The organism is Streptomyces dryopteridis, assembly GCF_049606955.1.
Classification (GTDB): Bacteria; Actinomycetota; Actinomycetes; order Streptomycetales; family Streptomycetaceae; genus Streptomyces.
Window position 1 is genome coordinate 2,178,624 of record NZ_CP187113.1, and the last position, 21,069, is coordinate 2,199,692.

Annotated in this window: 10 protein-coding genes and 1 pseudogene; 3 read left to right on the forward strand and 8 right to left on the reverse strand. The window is 75.6% G+C overall.

Translation table 11 applies throughout. The annotated features are described in order from the left end of the window. Window positions 1–83 precede the first annotated feature (83 nt). From ACN20G_RS09010 to ACN20G_RS09025, 4 genes are all read right to left on the reverse strand, one after another. The gene (locus ACN20G_RS09010) at window positions 84–1,715 is read right to left on the reverse strand and encodes a succinic semialdehyde dehydrogenase (protein ID WP_424212223.1); all 1,632 of its coding nucleotides are present in this window, start codon (window positions 1,713–1,715) and stop codon (window positions 84–86) included. A 164-nt stretch (window positions 1,716–1,879) separates the two neighbouring features. Then, window positions 1,880–4,018 carry a serine/threonine-protein kinase gene (locus ACN20G_RS09015; RefSeq protein WP_424215438.1) on the reverse strand — a complete coding sequence of 713 codons (2,139 nt, stop codon included), beginning with the start codon at window positions 4,016–4,018 and terminating at the stop codon, window positions 1,880–1,882. Window positions 4,019–4,168: 150 nt separating this feature from the next. Next, window positions 4,169–8,626 carry a hypothetical protein gene (locus ACN20G_RS09020; RefSeq protein WP_424212224.1) on the reverse strand — a complete coding sequence of 1,486 codons (4,458 nt, stop codon included), beginning with the start codon at window positions 8,624–8,626 and terminating at the stop codon, window positions 4,169–4,171. 276 nt (window positions 8,627–8,902) lie between these two features. Beyond that, complete coding sequence (locus ACN20G_RS09025; protein WP_424212225.1) at window positions 8,903–9,547, reverse strand: hypothetical protein; 645 nt, start codon at window positions 9,545–9,547, stop codon at window positions 8,903–8,905. A gap of 154 nt (window positions 9,548–9,701) precedes the next feature. On the opposite strand from ACN20G_RS09025, the pseudogene ACN20G_RS09030 reads away from it, so the two are divergent. Continuing rightward, window positions 9,702–10,199 (forward strand): annotated as a pseudogene (locus tag ACN20G_RS09030) (hypothetical protein); the annotation flags it as partial. Between the two features lie 90 nt (window positions 10,200–10,289). Here the strand turns inward: ACN20G_RS09030 and ACN20G_RS09035 are convergent. After that, window positions 10,290–12,956, reverse strand: coding sequence for a serine/threonine-protein kinase (locus tag ACN20G_RS09035; protein ID WP_424212226.1), 2,667 nt, complete (start codon window positions 12,954–12,956; stop codon window positions 10,290–10,292). Between the two features lie 209 nt (window positions 12,957–13,165). Then, window positions 13,166–14,872 carry a glycerol-3-phosphate dehydrogenase/oxidase gene (locus ACN20G_RS09040; protein WP_424212227.1) on the reverse strand — a complete coding sequence of 569 codons (1,707 nt, stop codon included), beginning with the start codon at window positions 14,870–14,872 and terminating at the stop codon, window positions 13,166–13,168. Window positions 14,873–15,234: 362 nt separating this feature from the next. Between ACN20G_RS09040 and ACN20G_RS09045 the strand changes: the two genes are divergently transcribed. Both ACN20G_RS09045 and ACN20G_RS09050 read left to right on the forward strand, forming a co-directional pair. After that, complete coding sequence (locus ACN20G_RS09045; RefSeq protein WP_424212228.1) at window positions 15,235–16,503, forward strand: nucleotide sugar dehydrogenase; 1,269 nt, start codon at window positions 15,235–15,237, stop codon at window positions 16,501–16,503. 521 nt (window positions 16,504–17,024) lie between these two features. After that, the gene (locus ACN20G_RS09050; protein WP_424212229.1) at window positions 17,025–17,759 is read left to right on the forward strand and encodes a hypothetical protein; all 735 of its coding nucleotides are present in this window, start codon (window positions 17,025–17,027) and stop codon (window positions 17,757–17,759) included. 325 nt (window positions 17,760–18,084) lie between these two features. Here ACN20G_RS09050 and ACN20G_RS09055 read toward each other — a convergent pair whose 3' ends face one another. Both ACN20G_RS09055 and guaB read right to left on the reverse strand, forming a co-directional pair. Then, a complete protein-coding gene (locus ACN20G_RS09055) occupies window positions 18,085–19,206 on the reverse strand; it encodes a GuaB3 family IMP dehydrogenase-related protein (RefSeq protein WP_424212230.1) in 1,122 nt (373 codons plus the stop codon). A 267-nt stretch (window positions 19,207–19,473) separates the two neighbouring features. Further along, window positions 19,474–20,979 carry an IMP dehydrogenase gene (guaB, locus tag ACN20G_RS09060; RefSeq protein ID WP_424212231.1) on the reverse strand — a complete coding sequence of 502 codons (1,506 nt, stop codon included), beginning with the start codon at window positions 20,977–20,979 and terminating at the stop codon, window positions 19,474–19,476. Window positions 20,980–21,069 lie beyond the last annotated feature (90 nt).

The following is a 21,069-nucleotide window of genomic DNA, read 5'->3' on the forward strand; positions in this document are numbered from 1 at the left end:
CCGCCGCCGGGCGCCCGATGGGCGGGCGCCGACGGTCGGACGGTCGGTCGATCGGCGGGTCCCGGGACGGGCCCGGGCCCCGGTCAGCGCATCCGGAGGGCCTTCAGGACCTTCAGGCTGCGGTTCATGAACTCGGCGTAGCCCGCGTCGTCCATGCCCAGGGACGGCGCCATCGGCAGGATCCGCTGGTGGGCGACGGTCTGGGCCTCGGTGTACTTGAGGATGCCCTCGGAGCCGTGCCGGCGGCCCAGCCCCGAGTCCTTCATGCCGCCCATCGGCGACTGCACGCTGCCGTAGGCGGGGGCGTAGCCCTCGTTGATGTTGACGGTGCCGGTGCGCAGCCGGGCCGCGACGGCGTGGCCCCGGCGGGAGTCCTTGGTCCAGACGCTGGAGTTGAGGCCGTAGACGGTGGCGTTGGCGCGGTCGACGACCTCGTCTTCGTCGGTGAACCGGTAGATCGAGACGACCGGCCCGAAGGTCTCCTCCCCGCACACGGCCATCGGGGCCTCGACCCCGTCGAGGATGGTGGGCTCGTGGAAGAGGGGGCCGATGTCGGGGCGGGCGACGCCGCCGGCGAGGACGGTCGCGCCCTTGGCCACGGCCTCCTCGATGTGTCGGCGGACCGTCTCCAGTTGCCGTTCGCCGACCAGGGAACCCATGTCGGCGCCGTAGGCCAGGGCTCCGCCCAGCCGCATGGCCCGGGTGCGGGCCACGAAGCGTTCGACGAAGGCGTCCGCGATCGACTCGTGCACGTACAGCCGCTCGATGGAGATGCAGAGCTGGCCGGCGGAGGAGAAGCAGGCGCGGACGGCGCCCTGCGCGGCCTTCTCCACGTCCGCGTCGTGCAGCACCAGCATCGCGTTCTTGCCGCCGAGTTCGAGGGAGACCCCGACGAGGCGTTCGGCGGCGCCCCGGGCGACCTCGCGGCCGGTGCGGGTGGAGCCGGTGAAGGACACGTAGTCGGCGTGCCGCACGAGCTCCGGGCCGACGACGGGGCCCTCGCCCAGCACGACCTGGAAGACCTCGGCGGGCAGCCCGGCCTCGATCAGCAGGTCACGGGCCCACAGGGCGGTCAGCGCGGTCTCCGTGTCGGGCTTCATGACGACCGCGTTGCCCGCGACGAAGGCCGGCAGGGCGTCGCCGACGGACAGCTCCAGCGGGTAGTTCCACGGCGCGATCTGGCCGACGACCCCGCGCGGGCGGCGCAGTTCGGTGACCTTCGTCAGCAGCGGGACGGCCCCCGTGTGGCCCTTGGGGCGCAGGTAGGCGGCGGCGCGCCGGCCGTAGTGGCGGGCGGCGACGACGACGGCCTGCACCTCCTCGTGCGCGTGCAGCCGGGCCTTGCCGGTCTCCAGCTGCACCAGGTCCAGCACCTCGCCCTGACGGGCCAGCAGCAGGTCGTGGAAGCGCAGCAGGACGGCCGCGCGGGCCTTGACCGGGACCTCCTCCCACGCGGCCTGGGCGGCGCGGGCGCGGACGAAGGCCGTGGCCACGTCCTCCGGGGTGGACTCGGGCAGTTCGGCCAGCCGCTCCCCGGTGAGGGGGGTGTGGTTGGCGGTGCGGCCGGAACCGATCACGTCCCGGGTCAGCCGGGCCACCAGGTCGGGGGTGACCACGTCGGCGGCGGTGCGCGCGCCGGGCGGGGTCGGGGCGACCGGGTTGGTGGGTCGCGGCTGGGCGTCGAGGGCGGGAGCGGGGGCCTGCGAGTCCGTCATGACGTCGAGCGTATTGCGCGCGCCCCCGATTTGGGTACCCGCCGGTAACCCGATTTCACGTTTCCGCCGGCGTTCACTGGCACGGTGGCGCGATTCCGCCGGGCGGGGCGGGCGGGTGGACGGTCGGGCGGGTGGGTGGGTGGCCGGACGGTCGGGTGGGCGGGTCAGGTGCCGGGGCGGAATCCGCGCAGCGCGGTGTCCAGCGCCGATCGGGAGACCTGCGGGTCCCCGTCCGGACCGGACAGGAACACGGCGTACTCCGTGCCGTCCGCCGCCAGCCACATCTGCTCGACCCCGCGCCGGGGCCCCGGGAACGAGGTCCGCTCCGTCCACGCGAACTCCCAGCTCCCGGCCTGCCGTCGGCCCTGGAAGGTGTTCGGGTACAACTGCTCCCGCCGGTAGTCCGGCACCCGGCTCTTGATCTGCCGCTCCAACTCCAGCAGGTGCGCGTACGGGTCGGTCTGGCGGGGCGCGGGGTCGGCGGAGACGCGGATCCGGTGCCGGCCGCCGTCGGGCGTGTAGTCGATCTGCCCGTCCTCGACCTTCCGCGTCCACCCCTCGGGCACGAACAGCGTGAACCCGGCCGGGTCCCGCACCTCCCGCCAGCCCGCCGGCGGCACGGCCCGCGCGCCGGCGGAGGGCGCGGTGGACGCGGGGTCGCCGGCGGCGCCCTCGGTGTCGGTGCGGTCGGGGGCGTCGGCGGTGGTCCGGTCCGCCTCCCCCGTGCCGTCCGCGTACTTCAGCACGCCGACCGCGCCGGCCCCGCCGAGCACGGCGGCCACCAACGCCACCAGCGCGGCCCGCCGCACCCGCCCGGGCGCGCCGGGACGGGCCCGACCCACGACCCCGGCCGGCGGATCCGCGACGGCCGTCACGGCGGCCCCGACGCCGACCGGCGGAACGGGCAGTGACGCCGTGCGGGAGGGCACGGGCGGGCCGGACAGGGGAGCGGGCCCGGACGACGGCACGGGGACGGCCGCGGACGTGGGCGTGGGGGCGGGAGTGGGGGCGGGCTCGGGCCGGTACGCGGACGCGCCGTCCGCCCGGGCCCCGAAGCCCTCGAAGGCCCCGCCCGGCGCGCCGGCCGCGTCGCCGCCCGCGGGATCGCGGGGGGACGCGTACGGGGACCCGTACAGGCTGCTCTCATCGCCGCCCTCGGGGCGTTGGGGGGAGGCGTACGGGGATCCGTACGCGCCGCCCTCGTGCCCGGTCGCGGGCGGGGCCTCGTACGGGCCGCGCATCGCCGGCCGGCCGCGCCCCGGATCCGGCACCGCGCCGGCCGACCCGCTGTCACCCGTCCCGCCCGCGCCGTTCACCCCGCCCGCGCCGTACGGGTCCCGCGCGCCGTACGAGTCCCGCGTGCCCTGCGTGCCGAACGTGTCGCGCGGGTCTCCCAGCGCGTCCGGGGCCAGCACCTGCGTCGGCACGAACGCGTGCGCCGTGCGCGGGGCCCGGCCCTCCATCGCCTGGATCAGCATCTGCTCGACCTCGGCCGCCGTCGGCCGCGCGTCCGGGTCCTTCCGCAGCAACGCCGTGATCACCGGCCCCAGCGCGCCCGCCCGCGTCGGCTCCGCCGGCTCCTCCGTCACCACCGCCTGAAGGCTCGACAGCGGCGAGGTCCGGCGGAACGGGGACCGCGACTCCACCGCCGTGTACAGCGTCGCCCCGAGCGCCCACAGGTCGGACGCCGGGTTCGGGTCCCCGCCGTTGACGCGCTCGGGCGCCAGGTAGTCCAGCGAACCGATCAGCTCCCCGGTCCGCGTGATCGAGGTGTCGCCCTCGATGGCCGCGATCCCGAAGTCGGTGAGCAGCACCCGCCCGTCGCGCGCCAGCAGCACGTTGCCCGGCTTCACGTCCCGGTGCAGCACCCCCACCGCGTGCGCGGCCCGCAGCGCGCCCAGCACGTGCAGCCCGATCCGGGCCGCCTCGCGCGGCTCGATCCGCCCGGCGGCCTTCGCGGCGTCGGCCAGCGAGGGCCCGTCGATGTACTCCATGACGATCCACGGCCGCTCGTCGTGCGCGAACACGTCGTGCACGGTGACCACCGAGGGGTGCGCGATCCGGGCGGCGGCCCGCGCCTCCTTGCGGGTGCGCTGGTGCAGCACGGCCCGCTCGGCCTCGGTGACGTACAGCCCGGCGGTCAGCTCCTTGACGGCGACCGTGCGGTGCAGGAGTTCGTCGTGCGCCCGCCAGACCCGGCCCATGCCGCCCCGGCCGATCGCCTCCAGCAGCCGGTACCGGCCCGCGAGCGGTTCGCCCGTGTCGCCGGCCGCCCGGCTCCCGCTCCCGCCCGCCTGTGTCATCTCGTCCACGCCGTCCTGCCGCTCCTGCCGGGATTCCCCGCGCCAGCCTAAGGAGCCCAGGGGGGTGTTCGGCACTCGAACGGGGGCCCGGGGGGCGGGTTGTGACCGAATCGCCGGATTGACGGACCGTCACAGAGGGCGTGCGTGCGCTCAGCGTCCCGGGCGGTAACTCGACGTGGCCTTCTCGGCGACCTCGTTCACCTTCGCCATGCCGTCCTGCGGGCCCAGGACCAGCACCACGTGGTACGAACCGCCCAGGGCCACGACGTGGTTGCGGGCGTACACCACCCGGCCGCCGCCGTCGATCCACGTGTAGGTGCCCTCGGCGCTGATGGTCTGCCCCACCTTCGTGGACCGCACCCCGGCCGTCGTCGTCCAACTCGTGCTGCGCACCGGGTCCAGCTCGCGCTCGGTGTCCTTCTGGTACGTCAACGGGTCGGGGTTCCCGCGCACCGGGTCCCGGCCCGGGACCACCACGAGGGTGTAGTCGCCGTTGGAGAACCGCACCTGGCCCATGTCGTTGATGCCGCTGCGCTTCCAGTCGGACGGCACCAGGATCGAGAACGCCTCCGGGTCCTGCTGTGCGGTGTAGCCGGCGGGCGCGGTGGTCTGCGGCCCCCCGGACGCGGGCGGGGCGGCGGGCGGGGACGCCGGGCCCTTCGAGGGCGACGCCTTCGGGGAGCCGGGCGCGGGCGCGGCGGGGGTGGGCGCGGCGGGTGCCTGCGCGCCGGTGCGGCCGGCCGGGTTCGGGTCGGCGGCGTCGAAGTCCAGCGAGAACAGGGCGAAGACGACCGCGCCGGCGAGCGCGAGCACCAGCCCCAGCAGTACCGGCCGGCCCCGCGAACGGCCCCCGGCGCGGGGCGCGCGAACGGCGCGCGGGGCACGCGGCGGCTTGGGCGCGCGGGGCGGCTTCGGCGGGCGGGTGCGGCGGCCGGTCCGGGCGGACCGGGCGGGCGGGTCGACGTCGGCGTCGTGGCCGAAGTCGAGGTCCTCGTCGTGGTCGGTGGGGGCGCCCGCGTGACCGGCGGCGCCGAGGTGCGCGCCGGGCAGGTCGAGGGCGAACCGGCGCGTGTCGAACCCGTCGCCGCGACCGTCGTCGTACCCGTCACGGCCGAAGTCGCGATCGGGGGTGCGATCGGGGCCGGGCGCGGGGACAGGGGCGCGGCCGTGGTCGGGGAACGGATCGGCGTACGGCTCGCGCTCCCACGGCCGGTGATCGGGCAGACCGGTCCCGGGCCGCCGGAAAGCGGCGTCCCGATCGGCGTCCCGATCAACGTCCCGGCCCGTGTCCGTCCCGGCGTCCGCGCCGTGCCCGCCGCGCACTTCGAGACCGAACGGGGGCACGGGCAACTCCCGCGTCCCGTGCCCGGAGGCCCGCGCGGCGTCCGGGAGCGCCGGCCGCGCCGGCTCACCCGCGCCGTCGCCGACGCCCGGCCGGACCCACAGCGAATCCGTGCCCTCGTCGGGATCCGCCGCCGGACCGGTCCGGGCCGGGGCCGCCGACCCGTTCGCGCCACGCCCGGAGCGTCCGCCCCGGGAACCGAACCGGCCGCCCGCGCGCCCGCCCGTGCGGTGCCGGCCGTGCCGCAACTCGCCGCGCCGGCGCACCTCCGGCAACCTGGCCGGATCCGCGTCGGGCTGCCCGGCGGCCCACTCCGCGCTGCCGGGCTCGGGCGCGGCCCGCACGAGCGAGCGCAGCCAGCCGCGCAGCTCCTCGACCTCCGGCCGGTCCATCGGATCGGGCCGCAGCAGGGATTCGACGATCGGCCGCAGCGGGCCGGAGTCCTCGGCGAACGCGGGCGGCTCGGTGCACACCATGTCGACCAGCTCGGCGACGTCGTCCTCCGGGTAGGGGGCGTGCCCCTGCACCGCGCGGTACAGCAGAGCGCCCAGGGCCCACAGATCGGTGGCCGGGCCGACGGGCGCGGCGAGCTGCCAGTTCCCGCGCACCGGCCCGGCGGCCTGCTCGGGCGCCCACCGCTCGGTCACGGGGCCGACGACGGCCATCCGCGTGAGCCGGGCCCGTTCGGCGTCCAAGGGGGTGTCGGGGGGCCGCACGAGCGGCTCGGCCCCCGCGGGCTCGTCCCACCCGGCCCCGTGCCCGCCATCGGCCGCGCGGGCATGCCGCTCGACCCCGGGCTCACCCGCGCCCGAGACCGGTGCGGCCACGCCCGGCACGACCCCGTCGCCCGACCGCCGGTCGGCGCGCACCGGCGCCGGCGGAACGGCGGACACCGCACCACGCGGCCCGGGCACCACACCGGCCCCGGCAGGCCCCGCCGCCGCTCGACCCGCCCCGGGGCCCGAACCGTCGGGGCCCTCGTCGGGAACGGCACGCTGGAAGCCCTCGGGCAGGGTCAGCCCGGCGGGCAGCCCGGCGACCGGTCGACGGGGCTCCGCCGCGGCGCCCGGCTCGAACTCCTCGGGCAGTCGGCGCTCCACGGCCGGGCGACGCCGACCGACACCGTGCCAGGGCACGGCCCCGTCGGCGGCAGCGGCGGCCGCGGCGGCGGCCCGCGCGCGGGCCACGGCGTCCGCGTCCGGTGCGGCCTCGGGCCCGCCGAGCGACCACACCCGCGTCTCGTCCCCGACCCCGTACGGCCGCGACTCCCCCGGCCGCACCCCGCCGTCCCCGCCACCGACGCGCCCCGCCAACTCCTCGGCGGACCACACCCGCGTGGCCTCCATGTCCCCGACCCCACGCCCACCCGCGGCACCCTCGCCGGCCCGCCCACCCACCGAACCACCGGCGGACCACACGTCCGCCCCCTCCGAACCACCCCGCTCACCGCCCGGCGACACCCCCGCACGACCGTCGGCGGCACCACGCTCACCACCACCGGCAACGAGATCGTCGGCGGACCACGCCCGCGTGGCATCCGCCCCACCGCGTTCGTCGGCACCCCGGCCGCCCGCCGGCCACACCCCGGCACCGCCGCCCGCGACGAGGCCGTCGGCGGACCACGCACGTGTGGGTTCCTCGCCGCCGCGCTCGCCGGCGGCCGGCCACGCCCCCGTGCCGGCGTCCGCGCCACCGTCCGTCCGGTCGGCAGCGGACCACGACCGCGTGGCGTCCGGGCCGCCGGGCCCGCCCGTGCCCGCCGGGCCCTCGCCGGCGGGCCACGATCGCGTTCCGTCCGGGCTGCCGGGCGCGCCCGGTCCGCGTGCGGCACTCGTCGGGTGCGGGGCGGGCGACGTCCGCGTGCCGTCCGGGCCGGCTGCGGGCGGGACCGTGCGGCCCGGGCCGGTCGGGGCGGGCTGCGGCGGGGCGCCGTACGGGAAGGCGTAGTCCTGGGGGGTGGTCGAGCCGTAGGGGCGGTCGGGGGCACCCTCCTGGACCGCTCGTTCGGCGGCCCTGGTGCCGGCCCGGTGCGCGGCCACGGCCATGGCCCGGGCCGCCGCGAGCACCGCCGCGCCCGGCTCGGGGAACCCGGAGCCGGTGCCGGTGGCGGCGGGAGCCGTCTCCGGGGCCGTCGGGACGGCCTCGGAGGCCGCCGGGTCGATCAGGTCGCGGTAGACGAGCCCGCCCGGGCTCCCGCGCCCCGACGCGGACGGGCCGCCGTCGGGGCCGGTGCGGGGCACGACGCCGAACGCGGGGACGGGCGGGCGCCCACCGTCCGCACGCACCGTCACCCTCGCCCCGCCCGTGCCCGCGTCGGCCGCCGAGACCCGCCCGGGGCCCGGGCCCGCCGTGCCGTTCGCTTCGGCACCCGGCGCGCCACCGACACCACCGCCGGGGTCCGTACCGGCCGCGTCGCCTCGCCCGGGGCGTCCGTCGTCGCCCGCACCGCCCGGGGACCACACCCGCGTCGCCTCGCCCGCGTCCGGGTGGCCGCCGAGACCGGCGGGCACCGGGCCGGGCTCGGTCGCCGGCAGCGCCGGCCGGACCTGCTCACCGCCGAAACCGATCGCACCACCGCCACCGCCACCGGCCCCGGCCCCGCCACCCGCACCCGCCGCGCCGCCCACCCCGCCGCCCACACCACCGTCGGCCCACGGGCCCCGGTCCGGCTCGCGGTCGGGTTCCTCGCCCTCCCGCGGCACGGGGTCGTACCCGCACAACGCGTCCTCGGCGGCCCCGGCCGCGAGCCCGGTCAGGACGACCCGGCCGTCGTCGCAGACAAGGACGGTGCGCGTGGTGATGTTCCGGTGGGTCCACCCCTGCACGTGCAACACCCGCAGCGCGCCCAGCACGTCGGCCGCCACCTCGGCCGCCCGGTACGGCGTCAGCGGCTGGTCGGCGATCAGCGCGGCGAGCGGCCTGGCCGGCACCAGTTCGCTGACGATCCACAGCGAGCCGCCCTCGGCGAACACGTCGAAGACCTGGTCGAGCCGGGGGTGTTCGGGAACCTGCGCCGCGGCCTGCGCGGCGGCGATCGCCCGGCGCACGGCGGGCAGCGCGCTCACGGCCGCGTCGTCGGCCGGTCCGGGGCGGCGCCCGTCGGGGAGTTCGGCGTCCACGACCTCCGGCAACGGCACCTGACGGATCAGCACCTCCTGCCCGGTCCGGGTGTCGAAGGCCCGGGTCTCCACGAGGTCCCAGTCGTCGGAGGGCGGCACGGGCAGCCGGTAGCGCTGCGCGAGGATCCGTCCCGCGTACTCCTGCACCCGCCGCTCACCCCCTGAGCTGTCCGACGGCCCCCTGCCACGGCCCGCCCGACACGATACGACGCGCGGGGCGCCCGCGTCCCGGGCACCGCGAGGCCCGTGCGAACCCGTGCGAACGAGCCGTGCGAACCGTGTGGCCCCCGCCCGAACCCGTGCGGACCGGGCGGGATTCCTCCCTTGTCCCTGCCCGCCCCGACGGCCCCCCGAACCGCGTCCGCCCCGATTCCCGCGCCCGTTTCCCCCGGGCACCCGCGCCGACGTGCGGGAACGTGCCCGTCACCCGTTCGCGGGACCTTCGCTCCCGTCCGGAACGTGGACGACGTGGATCTCGGCGGCGCCCCGGGCGAGCACGCCGTCCGCCGAGTGGAAGCGCGCGCAGGCGTGCCCGGGGGCCCCGGCGCGGGCGTGGGCGGGGCCTTCGTGGACCAGGTCGAGGAAATGCCGGGCGGTCTCACGGAAGACCGGCGCGCTGCCGGTCATGAACAGGGTCTCGGCGTGCTCGTGCTGAACGAACCGGTCCCGGTTCTCCCGCCGGTGCGGCTCGGGGACACCACCGTTCCCCCGGCCGAGGCGGGCAGTGGTGGGCCGCCCGGCGTCGAGCCGGGAGCGCAGGGCCTTCCACCGGGAGGGGGCGAAGCGGAGGGAATGGTGCAGGAGCACGAGGTCCAGGTCGGCCCGGGGGCCGTCACCGGGCGCGGAGGCCCATCCGGAGCGCAGCGGGACGTGGACGAGGGAACGCGGGGAACGGGCCGCGAGCAGCCACAACCCGCCGAGCACGCGGCAGGCGTCCGTATCGACCCACAGGTCGAAGCCGAGCGGGCCGGCGACGAGTTCGGCCTCGGGCAGGGCGCGGGCGGGCCGGATCACCCGGAACTCCTCGGCCCCGAGCCGGGCGCGATGAATCAGAACGGGGAGTTCCACGGTTGGTTCCTTCCTCGCGACACGGGACGGCGATGGGTGTTTCACGTGAAACACGCGCCTTGGTGCGTGTTTCACGTGAAACACCCACCCCGAACACCTCGGCACCCGGCAGCCCCCGACCCGCGCGCACGGACCGTGCCCCGATCCCGAGCACCTGGCCCAGGCCCGGGCCCTGACCGGCGTGTTCCGCGCGGCGGTCGACCCCGACACCCTGGACTTCGACGTGGAGACGGCCGCGCGGGCCGCCGCCGAGGTGCTCGGCGGGCGGGTCCCGGGCCTCCTCGCCCGAAGGCTGCGCACCGCCCCGCGCCGGCTCGACGCCCTGGTGGCCGAGTTGGAGGGCCTCGTGCGCGAGGTGTCGGGGATGTCGGGGACGGAGCTCGTCGCGAGGGCGTTCCGGGATCAGGTCCGGCTCGCCCTGGCGCACGCCGTCACGAACGCCCCGTGGCTGGCGGTGGATCGCGACGGGCCCGCCGGGGACTCCTGGGCCTACCGCCACAACCTGCTCTTCGCCGTGCGCAACGGGGAGACCGAGCCCACGATGCCGGCGCTGCCGGTCGCGATCGAGGTCGACCTGGCCGAGCGGGAGGCGCACGAGGCGACCCTCAAGGACGCCGTCCCGTGCGGGGTCCGGGTCCGGGCCGTCCGCCTCGCTCGGGACGTTCCGGACGCGACCGATACGACAGCCGACGCCGACGACGCCGACGCCCGGGCCCGACCGAGCCCGGCCGGCCGCCCGGGCTCAGCCCAGGGGGCGGAAGGTGTCGAAGGCGGTGGTGCGGAGTTGGGCGCAGTCGGCGGCGTCCCACGCGCTCTTCTCACACGTGATCATGATCGCGTAGCCGTTCTTGGCGTCGATCTTGAAGCCCCGGTTGAGGACGCGGACGGTCTTGCCGTTCTCCGTGCGCTCGAACTCCCAGTCCGCCGTGGTCGGGTAGTCGCGGTAGTTCACGCGGCGCACGTCGAGCAGCTTGTAGTCGCTGCTGCTGCCGGCGACGGCCGGGGCGAGCTTGAGCCAGGCGAGGCGGGCGTCGCCCGTGGGGCTGTCGGTGTGGTCGATCTGCAGGCGCGGGTAGCCGCCGCCCTTGCTGTATATGGCCCCGGAGTCCAGCGCCCGTCCGGTCTGCTCGAACCCGGCGGGCACGGCCACGCCGAAGCGGAACTCGGTGTTGGTGATGCTCCGGTAGCCGGCCGGCAGCGCGGGCGGGGTCGCCACGCCGGTGCCGCTGCCCGAACCGGAGCCGTCGCCGGTTCCGGTGCCCGGGGTCGTGCCCGGCTTCTGCGAGGTGCCGCCGTTGCCGCCGTTCGGCGCGGGGCTGCCGCCCGTAGCTCCGCCGGGGGTGACGGGCGCGGGGCTGACGACGCCCTTGCCGTCGGTCTTCCCGCCGCCGCCCGGCTCCTCGTCGGAGCCGGAGACGGCCGCGACGATCCCCCACACCACCAGGGCCAGGGCCACGAGCACGCCGACGCCGACGAGGACGAGGGTGCGTCGGGCGACCACGTCCGTCAGCGGCGCCTGGGTCCACTCCACGCGGCGGATCCGACCCGGCGGCTTCGTGGCGACGGCGCTCGTGGCCTCGCCCCCGTCGGCCGCCCCGCCCTCGGAACCCGGGCCGGAGCCGGACCCGGAGCCCGCACCGGCACCCGTGCCCGCGCCGCCGCCGGAACCGGAGGCGGAGCCCGCGCCGGAAGCCGCGCCCGCGCCCGAACCGGAGCCCGTGCCCGCGCCGGCGCTCTTGGTGAGCACGGTCGGACGGTCGCCCGCGTCGCCCTCGCCGGTCTTCTCGCGCGACGCGACGCCCTCGGCCGCACCGGGCGGGGTCTTGCCGGGCGTCTTCGTGGCGCCGCCCACCGAGGCCGCCGCCGCGCCGACGGCACCGACCGTGCCGGCCGCCGCCTTGCGCGCGGCGGCGAGCGCGGCCCGCGCCCGCTCGCGCTTCTCGCGGTCCTCCTTGTCGCGACGATCCTTCTCCCGCCGGTCGCGTTCGGCCCTCTCCCGGCGCTCCTGTTCGCGCTTGGCCTTCGCCTCCGCCTTCGACGCGGCCCGCGCCTCGGCGTGTTCGGCGGCGGCGACGGCGCTGACGATGGGGATCATGCGGGTCGCGTCCATCACGTCGTCGGCCCCGGGCCGGGCCTGCCCGGGTTCGGGCAGCGCGAGGATCGTGTTGAGGAGGGCGCGGGTGCCGGCGTCGTCGAGACGGTGCTCGGGGTCCTTGCGCAGCAGCCCGTAGATCACGTCGGCGACGGGCCCGGCGTTGCGCGGCGGGTCGACCTGCTCGGTCATGACGGCGGTGAGGGTGGCGAGGGCGGAGCCCTTGTCGTACGGGGGGTGGCCCTCGGTCGCGGCGTACAGCAGGCCGCCGAGCGACCACAGGTCGGAGGGCGGGCCGGGGCGACGGCCGCGGGCGCGTTCGGGCGCGATGTAGGAGGGGGCGCCGACGAGCATGCCGGTGGAGGTGATGGACGGGTCGCCCTCGACCTGGGCGATGCCGAAGTCGGTGAGGACCACCCGCCCGTTCTCGGCGATCAGCACGTTGGAGGGCTTCACGTCGCGGTGCAGGATGCCCTGGTCGTGCGCGGCCTTCAGCACGTCGAGGACGGCGAGTCCGACCTCGGCGGCGCGGCGCGGGCTGAGCGGGCCGTGTTCGCGGATGTACTCGGCGAGGGAGGGGCCCTCGATGAGTTCCATGACGATCCACGGGCGGGCGTCCTCGTCGACCACGTCGTAGACGGTGACGGCGCCGCCGCTGCGGATCCGGGCGATGGCCTTGGCCTCGCGCAGGGTGCGGGTGACCAGGCGGCGCTTCTCGTCCTCGTCGACGCCGGAGCCGAAACGGAGTTCCTTCACGGCGACGACCCGGCCGAGGGTCTCGTCGGTGGCGCGCCAGACGGTGCCCATGCCGCCCTTGCCGAGGACGGATTCGAGCCGGTAGCGGCCGGCGAGGAGCCGGCCGACGGTGGTGCCGCCGGTGGTGGAGGACACGGGCTCGGGCGTCCGCGCGGCCTCGGCGGGCCGGGCCTCGGCGGGGCGGCGTCCCTGGGACGGTATGGATCCGGCGGCGGGCACGGCGTCCTGCGGCTCGGCCCGTTCGGAACTCTCGGAACGCGCGGGACGGGCGTCACCCGAGCCCGCACGGGGGGTGTCACGGGGCGCGTCGGCGGCGCCCTTGCGCAGCATGACGGTGGACGTGGGCACACCCGCGCCGCCGGCGACGTCGTCGACCACGGCACCGGCCGCGCCGGCGCCCACGCCGTCGGCCTCGTCCACACCCTCGGCCTCGCTCGCGGCCTCGCTCGCGGCCCGTTCCGGTTCGGCGCCCTTCACGTTCTTCTCGACCTCGCCCGGCCCGTCCGCCCCGTCCGCACCGTCGCCGTCGCGGGTCTCCCCGGGCGTCCGGTCGGAGGGCACGGCGTCCACCGGTTCGTTCGGGGTCCCGGTCCCCCCGGGAACCGGCCTGCTCGTGTGCTCCGGCTCAGACATGGGTCCCCTCTGCGCTCGTGCCGCCATCGCGTTCGACCGGCCCGCCACCCGCTCCCGGGCGTGGCGCAACCCGCCCCGGCCGAAGCCTCATTCTCCCTCACTCCGCGACGGACGGGCGCCACGGGTCCGCCGGTTCCTCAGAGCGGAACGATGTCCGGGGCGCCGAGCCGGGCCGCGTCCGCCGTCTGGTCGTCCGGTTGCCGCTGGGATTCCCGTTCGGCCTGCACCCGCTTCTCGTAGTGCTCGACCTCCTTGGCGGTCTGTTCGGCGTCCCAGCCGAGCACCGGCGCCATCAACTCGGCGCACTCCAGGGCCGATCCGGTGCCCCGGTCGAAGGTCTCGATGGAGATCCGGGTGCGGCGGGTCAGCACGTCGTCGAGGTGGCGGGCGCCCTCGTGGGAGGCGGCGTAGACGACCTCGGCCCGCAGGTAGTCGTCGGCGCCCGCCAGGGGGACGGACAGGGACGGATCGGTCGCGATGAGGTCCAACAGCTCCTCTGTCAAGGATCCGTAACGGTTCAACAGGTGCTCGACGCGCACGACGTGCAGTCCCGCGCGGGCCGCGATCCGGGCCCGGCCGTTCCACAGGGCGCGGTAGCCCTCGGCGCCGAGCAGCGGCACGTCCTCGGTGACGCAGGGGGCGACGCGCTGGTCGAGGGCGTGCACGGCCTCGTCCACGGCGTCCTTGGCCATCACCCGGTACGTCGTGTACTTGCCGCCGGCGACGACCACGAGGCCGGGCACGGGGTGGGCCACGGTGTGTTCGCGCGAGAGTTTGCTCGTCGCGTCGGACTCCCCGGCGAGCAGGGGGCGCAGGCCGGCGTAGACGCCCTGCACGTCGTCGCGGGTGAGGGGGGTGGCGAGGACGGAGTTGACGTGGTCGAGGAGGTAGTCGATGTCGGCGCTGGACGCGGCCGGGTGGGCCTTGTCGAGGGCCCAGTCGGTGTCGGTGGTGCCGATGATCCAGTGCCGGCCCCAGGGGATGACGAAGAGGACGGACTTCTCGGTGCGCAGGATCAGGCCGGTGGAGGAGTGGATGCGGTCCTTGGGGACGACGAGGTGGATGCCCTTGGAGGCGCGCACGTGGAAGCGGCCGCGTTCGCCGATCAGCGCCTGGGTGTCGTCGGTCCACACGCCGGTGGCGTTGACGACCTGCTTGGCGCGGATCTCGTACTCGCCACCCGCCTCCACGTCCCGGACCCGGGCGCCGATGACCCGTTCGCCCTCGCGGAGGAAGCCGACGACGCGGGCGCGGTTGGCGCAGCTCGCGCCGTAGGCGGCGGCGGTGCGCACGAGGGTGGTGACGTAGCGGGCGTCGTCCATCTGCGCGTCGTAGTACTGGAGGGCGCCGACGAGGGCGTCCTTGCGCAGGGCCGGTGCGACGCGCAGGGCGCGGCGGCGGGTGAGGTGGCGATGGGTGGGCAGGCCGCGGCCGTGTCCGGAGGAGAGGGACATGGCGTCGTAGAGGGCGACGCCGGTGCCGGCGTAGACGCGTTCCCAGCCCTTGCCCTGGAGGGGGTAGAGAAAGGGGACGGGTTTGACGAGGTGGGGGGCGAGGCGTTCGAGGAGCAGGCCGCGTTCCTTGAGGGCCTCGCGGACGAGGGCGAAGTCGAGCATCTCCAGGTAGCGCAGGCCGCCGTGGATGAGTTTGCTGGAGCGACTGGAGGTGCCCGAGGCCCAGTCCCGGGCCTCGACGAGGCCGGTGGACAGGCCGCGGGTGACGGCGTCGAGCGCGGTGCCGGCGCCCACCACCCCGGCGCCGACCACGAGCACGTCGAGTTCTCGTTCCGCCATGCGGGCGAGCGCCTCGGCGCGCTGCGCGGGTCCCAGTGTCGCTGTCCTCACCGCTGCCTCCCGTGATGTCACGTGCGTGCTGTGCTTCGCGAGCCGCCGCGCCGTGTGGTGGTGTCGCACGGTGCGGGGTGATGCGCCTGGTCCCCCTCCGGCCAGGTTTGCCCACTCCTGCCCCGTCCCGTCGGCCCCACGCCCGAACGGGGGCGAGCTCGGGCACGGGTTCATCAGTGTGCGGGCGCGAGGGGCGCGCCGGCCACGGCCGCCCGACGCTCCGGGGCGCCACACACGAAGATCTTCACACAATCCGGCATAACGGTCATATAACCGCCTAGTCTGACATTGCGCCACATCCCGCCACGGCGCACCACCGCGCACCACCCGTGTCCCGTCAGGGAAGGGAAGGGACGGCACCCATGCCCGCAGACCTCGCCGTCATCGGACTCGGCCACCTCGGCCTCCCGCTCGCCCAAGCCGCCGTCGCCGCCGGCATCGAGACCATCGGCCACGAACCCGGCACCCCCGCCGACTCCCCGCCGTCCGCCGGCTTCCGCGCCGGCACCCCCGACTGCCCGCTCACCGCCGCCGAACTGCGCCGCATGTCCGCCGCCGGCTTCCGCGTCGCCACCGACCCGGCCGAACTCGGCCGCGTGCGCACCGCCGTCATCTGCGCCCCCGTCCACCTCGGCCCCGACCGCGCCCCCGACCTCGGCGCCCTCACCGCCGCCGGCCGCGCCCTGGCCGCCCGGCTGCGCCCGCACACCACCGTCATCCTCGAATCCCCCGCCCACCCGGGCCTGACGGAGAACCACCTGCGGCCCCTGCTGGAAGAGGGCTCCGGCCTGCGCGCCGGCCGCGACTTCCACCTCGCCTACTCCCCCGTCCGGCTCGACCCGGGCAGCCGCGTGCACACCCTCGCCAACACCCCGAAGGTGATCGGCGGCCTCACCCCGGCCTGCACCGAGTCCGCCGCCGCGTTCTACGCCCGCGTCACGGAGAAGGTGGTCCGCGCGCGCGGCCTGCGCGAGGCCGAGACGGTGCACCTGCTGGAGACCAACTTCCGGCACGTCAACATCGCGCTGATGAACGAGATGGCCGTGCTCTGCCACGACCTCGGCGTGGACCTGTGGGACGTGATCCGCTGCGCCGAGACCAAGCCCTACGGCTTCCACTCCTTCCGCCCCGGCCCCGGAGTCGGCGGCCACTCCGAACCCATCGACCCCAACTACCTCCCCCACACCACCCGCACCCCCGGTCACCCGCTGCGGATGGTGGGCCTGGCCCGCGAGATCAACGACCGGATGCCCCAGTACGTGATCCAGCGCTCGGCGACCCTGCTCAACGAACACGGCAAGTCGGCACGCGGCGCCCGCGTGCTCCTCCTCGGCGTCACGTACAAGCCCGACCTGGCCGACCGCCAAGGCTCCCCCGCCCCCGAGATCGCCGGCCGCCTGATGGACCTCGGCGCGCAGGTCAGCTACCACGACCCCCACGTCCCCGCGTGGCGCGTCCGCGACCGCCCGATCCCCCGCGCGGAATCCCTCTACGAAGCGGCGGCGGAAGCGGACCTGACGATCCTCCTCCAACACCACCGCGTGTACGACCTCCAGGGCCTGGCGGTAAAAGCCCAACTCCTCATGGACACCCGAGGCGCCACCCCGGCCGGCGCGGCGTACCGCCTGTAGCCAACCCACCAAGGCAAACCATCCCCGCGTGCGCGGGGAGCGGGGCTTGCCGTCCCGGCCGTGCACCGGCACGAAGGGGTCATCCCCGCGTGCGCGGGGAGCAGGGCTTTTTACCTGCGGGTTTGGTGGGGCTGGGGGGACTCTCTCGCAAGGATTGGGAATCGCGACATTTCCGGCTCCACCAGGGTTCGGGGTGGGCGGAGCGTAGCAAGAGGGCGGATAGGGCCGGGGCGGCTGGAGGGCGGGCGGGGGGACTGAGGGCCCGGGCCGGTGCCCGGCGTCGGCACGTGGTCGGGACCGAGGGGTGGTGCCAAAGGCCCGGGTTTCGGGTGGGGCTCTCAGGAACGGGGTGCCGGCGTGAAAATCCCTCCCCCGCTGTCACTGGCCGCTGCTAGCGTGCGACTCCCTTGATCTCGCACTTACGTGCGACCTTTCGTGCGCCCACGTACCACCACCGTCCGACACTCGGAACATCGATTCATCGACATGGCGGGCCGGGCGCGGTACCTGGAGCGGATCCCATGTCTCAGCAGTTCCCCCCGCACGCGCCCGAGCCCAACCCCTACGGCGCCCAGCCGCACCCGCAGGCCCCGTACGGGCAGGAGAACCCCTACGGTCAGGCCCCCCAGCCCCAGGCCGCCGGCCCGTACGGCGCACAGCCGGCGCAGCCGGCGGCGGCGCCCTACGGCCAGGCCCCAGCCGCACCGGCGGCCGGCGGCAACCCGTTCGCCCAGCAGCCGCCGCAGCACCCGCAGGGCCCGCAGCCCGCGCCCGGTGTGTCCCCCTGGATCGGCGACGCCGGTGCGAACGCCGTGCCCGCCGAACCGACCCCCGCCCCGCGTCCGACCACCCCGGCCGGTTTCGCGCTCGCGCTGGTCGGCGCGGTCGTCGTCGGTCTGGTGTTCGCCGTGCTGTACGGCTGGATCGCGGGGGCGACCGGCTACTCGTTCAGCCTCGTCGCCGCCCTCGCCGGCCTCGCGGCGGGCGTCGTGGCGGGCAAGGTCGGCGGCGCGAACCCGGTGCTGCCGATCCTCGTGGCCATCGTCAGCGCGGGCTCCGTGGTCCTCGGCCAGCTCGCCACGGTCGTGTTCGTCGGCATGAACGAGCTGAACCTCTCCCTCTCCGACATGTTCGCCCTCGACCCGTCCGTCACGGAGATCTGGAAGGAGTCCCTCGGCCTGAAGGACTTCCTGTTCATCGCGGTCGGCGGCTACCTCGGCTTCTCCACCACCCGCAAGTCCGCCGGCGCCAACTGACCCCGGTCCGTTCCCCTCCGGCCGGGCCGCCCGCCCGAGCGGGGCGCGCCCCGGCCGCGGAGGCTCCCCCGTCACACCCGGGCGCATCACGTGACGTCGTTCCCCTGTCCTCCCGCTTCCCCCCATATCGAAGGTAACCGAGAGTGACCGTCTTGGGGAGGGGGCGTGCGAAGCGTGTGGGGCTTGGGGGTCTGCGCCTGCGCTCCGCCGATGCCGGAGGGCCGGCCTCCGCGCGCTGCTCGCGTGCGGGGGCCGGCCCTCCGGGTGGTTCGCCAGGTGTCGTGCCGGGCCGGTGGCGATGTCCGTGCCGCCGGCCGTGCCCGGGTCAGCGGTGGTGGGAGTCCGCCACCGTGACCTCGACGCGCTGGAATTCCTTCAGCTCGCTGTAGCCCGTGGTGGCCATCGAGCGGCGCAGGGCGCCGAAGAGGTTCATCGAGCCGTCGGGGGTGTGGGACGGGCCGGTGAGGATCTCCTCGGTGGTGCCCACGGTGCCCAGGTCGACCTTCTTGCCGCGCGGCACGTCCTCGTGCACGGCCTCCATGCCCCAGTGGTTGCCCTTGCCGGGGGCGTCCGTGGCGCGGGCCAGCGGGGAGCCGATCATGACGGCGTCCGCGCCGCAGGCCACGGCCTTCGGGAGGTCGCCGGACCAGCCGACGCCGCCGTCGGCGATGACGTGCACGTACCGGCCGCCGGACTCGTCCATGTAGTCGCGGCGCGCGGCGGCCACGTCGGCGACGGCGGTGGCCATCGGGACCTGGATGCCGAGCACGTTGCGGGTGGTGTGCGCGGCGCCGCCGCCGAAGCCCACCAGGACGCCGGCCGCGCCGGTGCGCATCAGGTGCAGGGCGGCGGTGTACGTGGCGCAGCCGCCGACGATGACCGGGACGTCCAGCTCGTAGATGAACTGCTTCAGGTTGAGCGGCTCGGCCGCGCCGGAGACGTGCTCGGCGGAGACGGTGGTGCCGCGGATCACGAAGATGTCCACGCCCGCGTCGACGACCGCCTTGGAGAACTGGGCGGTGCGCTGCGGGGAGAGCGCGGCGGCGGTCACGACGCCGGAGTCGCGGACCTCCTTGATGCGCTGCCCGATCAGGTCGGCCTGGATCGGGGCCGCGTAGATCTCCTGGAGGCGACGGGTCGCGGTGGCCTCGTCGAGGCCGGCGATCTCGTCGAGCAGCGGCTGCGGGTCCTCGTAGCGGGTCCAGAGACCTTCGAGGTTGAGGACGCCGAGGCCGCCGAGCTGACCGATGCGGATCGCGGTCTCGGGGGAGACCACCGAGTCCATGGGGGCGGCCAGGAACGGCAGCTCGAAGCGGTAGGCGTCGATCTGCCAGGCGATCGAGACCTCCTTCGGGTCGCGCGTGCGGCGGCTCGGAACAATGGCGATGTCGTCGAACGCGTACGCCCTGCGGCCGCGCTTGCCGCGCCCGATCTCGATCTCAGTCACGTGTGGTGGCCTTTCCTCTGGGTCTGCCCGTCCAGTATCCCCGAAGCCCGGAGTCGCGCGTTCTGGTGACCGCCGTACGGACAGCCGGCCGAACCGTTCGCCCGTCCCGAGCCGTCCGAGCCCGCCCGCGTCCGGGCACGCCGACGGGGCGGCCCCTCCGGGTGGAGGGGTCGCCCCGTGCGGTGCGGAGGGCCGAGAGACGGCCGCCCGCCGGTACTGCCCGCTTGTCCGTGCTGTCCGTACGTCCCGTACCGACAGCACGTCCCGTCAGTGCTTGCGCGAGTAGTTCGGCGCCTCGACGGTCATCTGGATGTCGTGCGGGTGGCTCTCCTTGAGGCCCGCCGAGGTGATCCGGACGAAGCGGCCGTTGTCCTGGAGCTCGGGCACGGTGCGGCCGCCGACGTAGAACATCGACTGGCGCAGGCCGCCCACGAGCTGGTGGACGACGGCGGACAGGGGGCCGCGGTAGGGCACCTGGCCCTCGATGCCCTCGGGGATGAGCTTGTCGTCGCCGCCCACGCCCTCCTGGAAGTAGCGGTCCTTGGAGAAGGACTTGCGGTCGCCGCGGGACTGCATGGCGCCGAGCGAGCCCATGCCCCGGTAGGACTTGAACTGCTTGCCGTTGATGAACAGCAGCTCGCCCGGGGACTCCTCGCAGCCGGCCAGCAGCGAGCCCAGCATGACGGTGTCGGCGCCGGCCACGAGGGCCTTGGCGATGTCGCCGGAGTACTGGAGGCCGCCGTCGCCGATGACGGGGACGCCCGCGGCCTTCGCGGCCAGCGATGCCTCGTAGATGGCGGTGACCTGCGGGACGCCGATGCCGGCGACGACGCGGGTGGTGCAGATGGAGCCGGGGCCCACGCCGACCTTGATGCCGTCGGCACCGGCGTCGATGAGGGACTGGGCGCCGTCGCGGGTCGCGACGTTGCCGCCGATGACGTCCACCGACGCGTTCGACTTGATCTTGGCGACCATGTCGCCGACCAGGCGGGAGTGGCCGTGGGCGGTGTCGACGACGATGAAGTCGACGCCCGCCTCGATGAGGGCCTGGGCCCGCTCGAAGGCGTCGCCCGCGACGCCGACGGCCGCGCCGACGAGCAGCCGGCCGTCCTTGTCCTTGGCGGCGTTCGGGTACTTCTCGGCCTTCACGAAGTCCTTGACCGTGATGAGGCCCTTGAGGATGCCCGCGTCGTCGACGAGGGGCAGCTTCTCGATCTTGTGCCGGCGCAGCAGTTCCATCGCGTCGACGCCGGTGATCCCGACCTTGCCGGTGACCAGCGGCATCGGGGTCATGACCTCGCGCACCTGGCGGTTGCGGTCCGACTCGAAGGCCATGTCGCGGTTGGTGACGATGCCCAGCAGCTTGCCGGCCGGGTCCGTGACGGGCACGCCGGAGATGCGGAACTTCGCGCACAGCTCGTCGGCCTCGCGGAGCGTGGCGTCGGGGTGCACGGTGATCGGGTCGGTCACCATGCCGGACTCGGAGCGCTTGACGAGGTCGACCTGGTTGGCCTGGTCGGCGATCGACAGGTTGCGGTGCAGCACGCCCACGCCGCCCTGGCGGGCCATGGCGATGGCCATGCGGGCCTCGGTGACCTTGTCCATGGCCGCGGACAGCAGCGGGACGTTGACCCGCACGTTGCGGGAGATCAGCGAAGAGGTGTCGATTTCCTCGGGGGCCATGTCGGACGAGCCGGGCAGCAGGAGCACGTCGTCGTAGGTCAGCCCGAGCATGGCGAATTTCTCGGGTACTCCGTCACCGTTGACAGTCATGACACCTTCCCGGATGGTCTTGCTCAGCGCGGATGTCCATGCTAACGGCCCCGGCCGGCGTCTCATTCCACCACCAAGATCGACCGGCTT

What these genes read in the sequence shown, in the direction of transcription:
- ACN20G_RS09045 (WP_424212228.1), top strand. Translation starts at nt 15,235, where the DNA reads ATGCCCGCAGACCTCGCCGTCATCGGACTCGGCCACCTCGGCCTCCCG.
- guaB (WP_424212231.1), bottom strand. Translation starts at nt 20,979, where the DNA reads ATGACTGTCAACGGTGACGGAGTACCCGAGAAATTCGCCATGCTCGGG.
- ACN20G_RS09015 (WP_424215438.1), bottom strand. Translation starts at nt 4,018, where the DNA reads ATGACACAGGCGGGCGGGAGCGGGAGCCGGGCGGCCGGCGACACGGGC.
- ACN20G_RS09010 (WP_424212223.1), bottom strand. Translation starts at nt 1,715, where the DNA reads ATGACGGACTCGCAGGCCCCCGCTCCCGCCCTCGACGCCCAGCCGCGA.
- ACN20G_RS09050 (WP_424212229.1), top strand. Translation starts at nt 17,025, where the DNA reads ATGTCTCAGCAGTTCCCCCCGCACGCGCCCGAGCCCAACCCCTACGGC.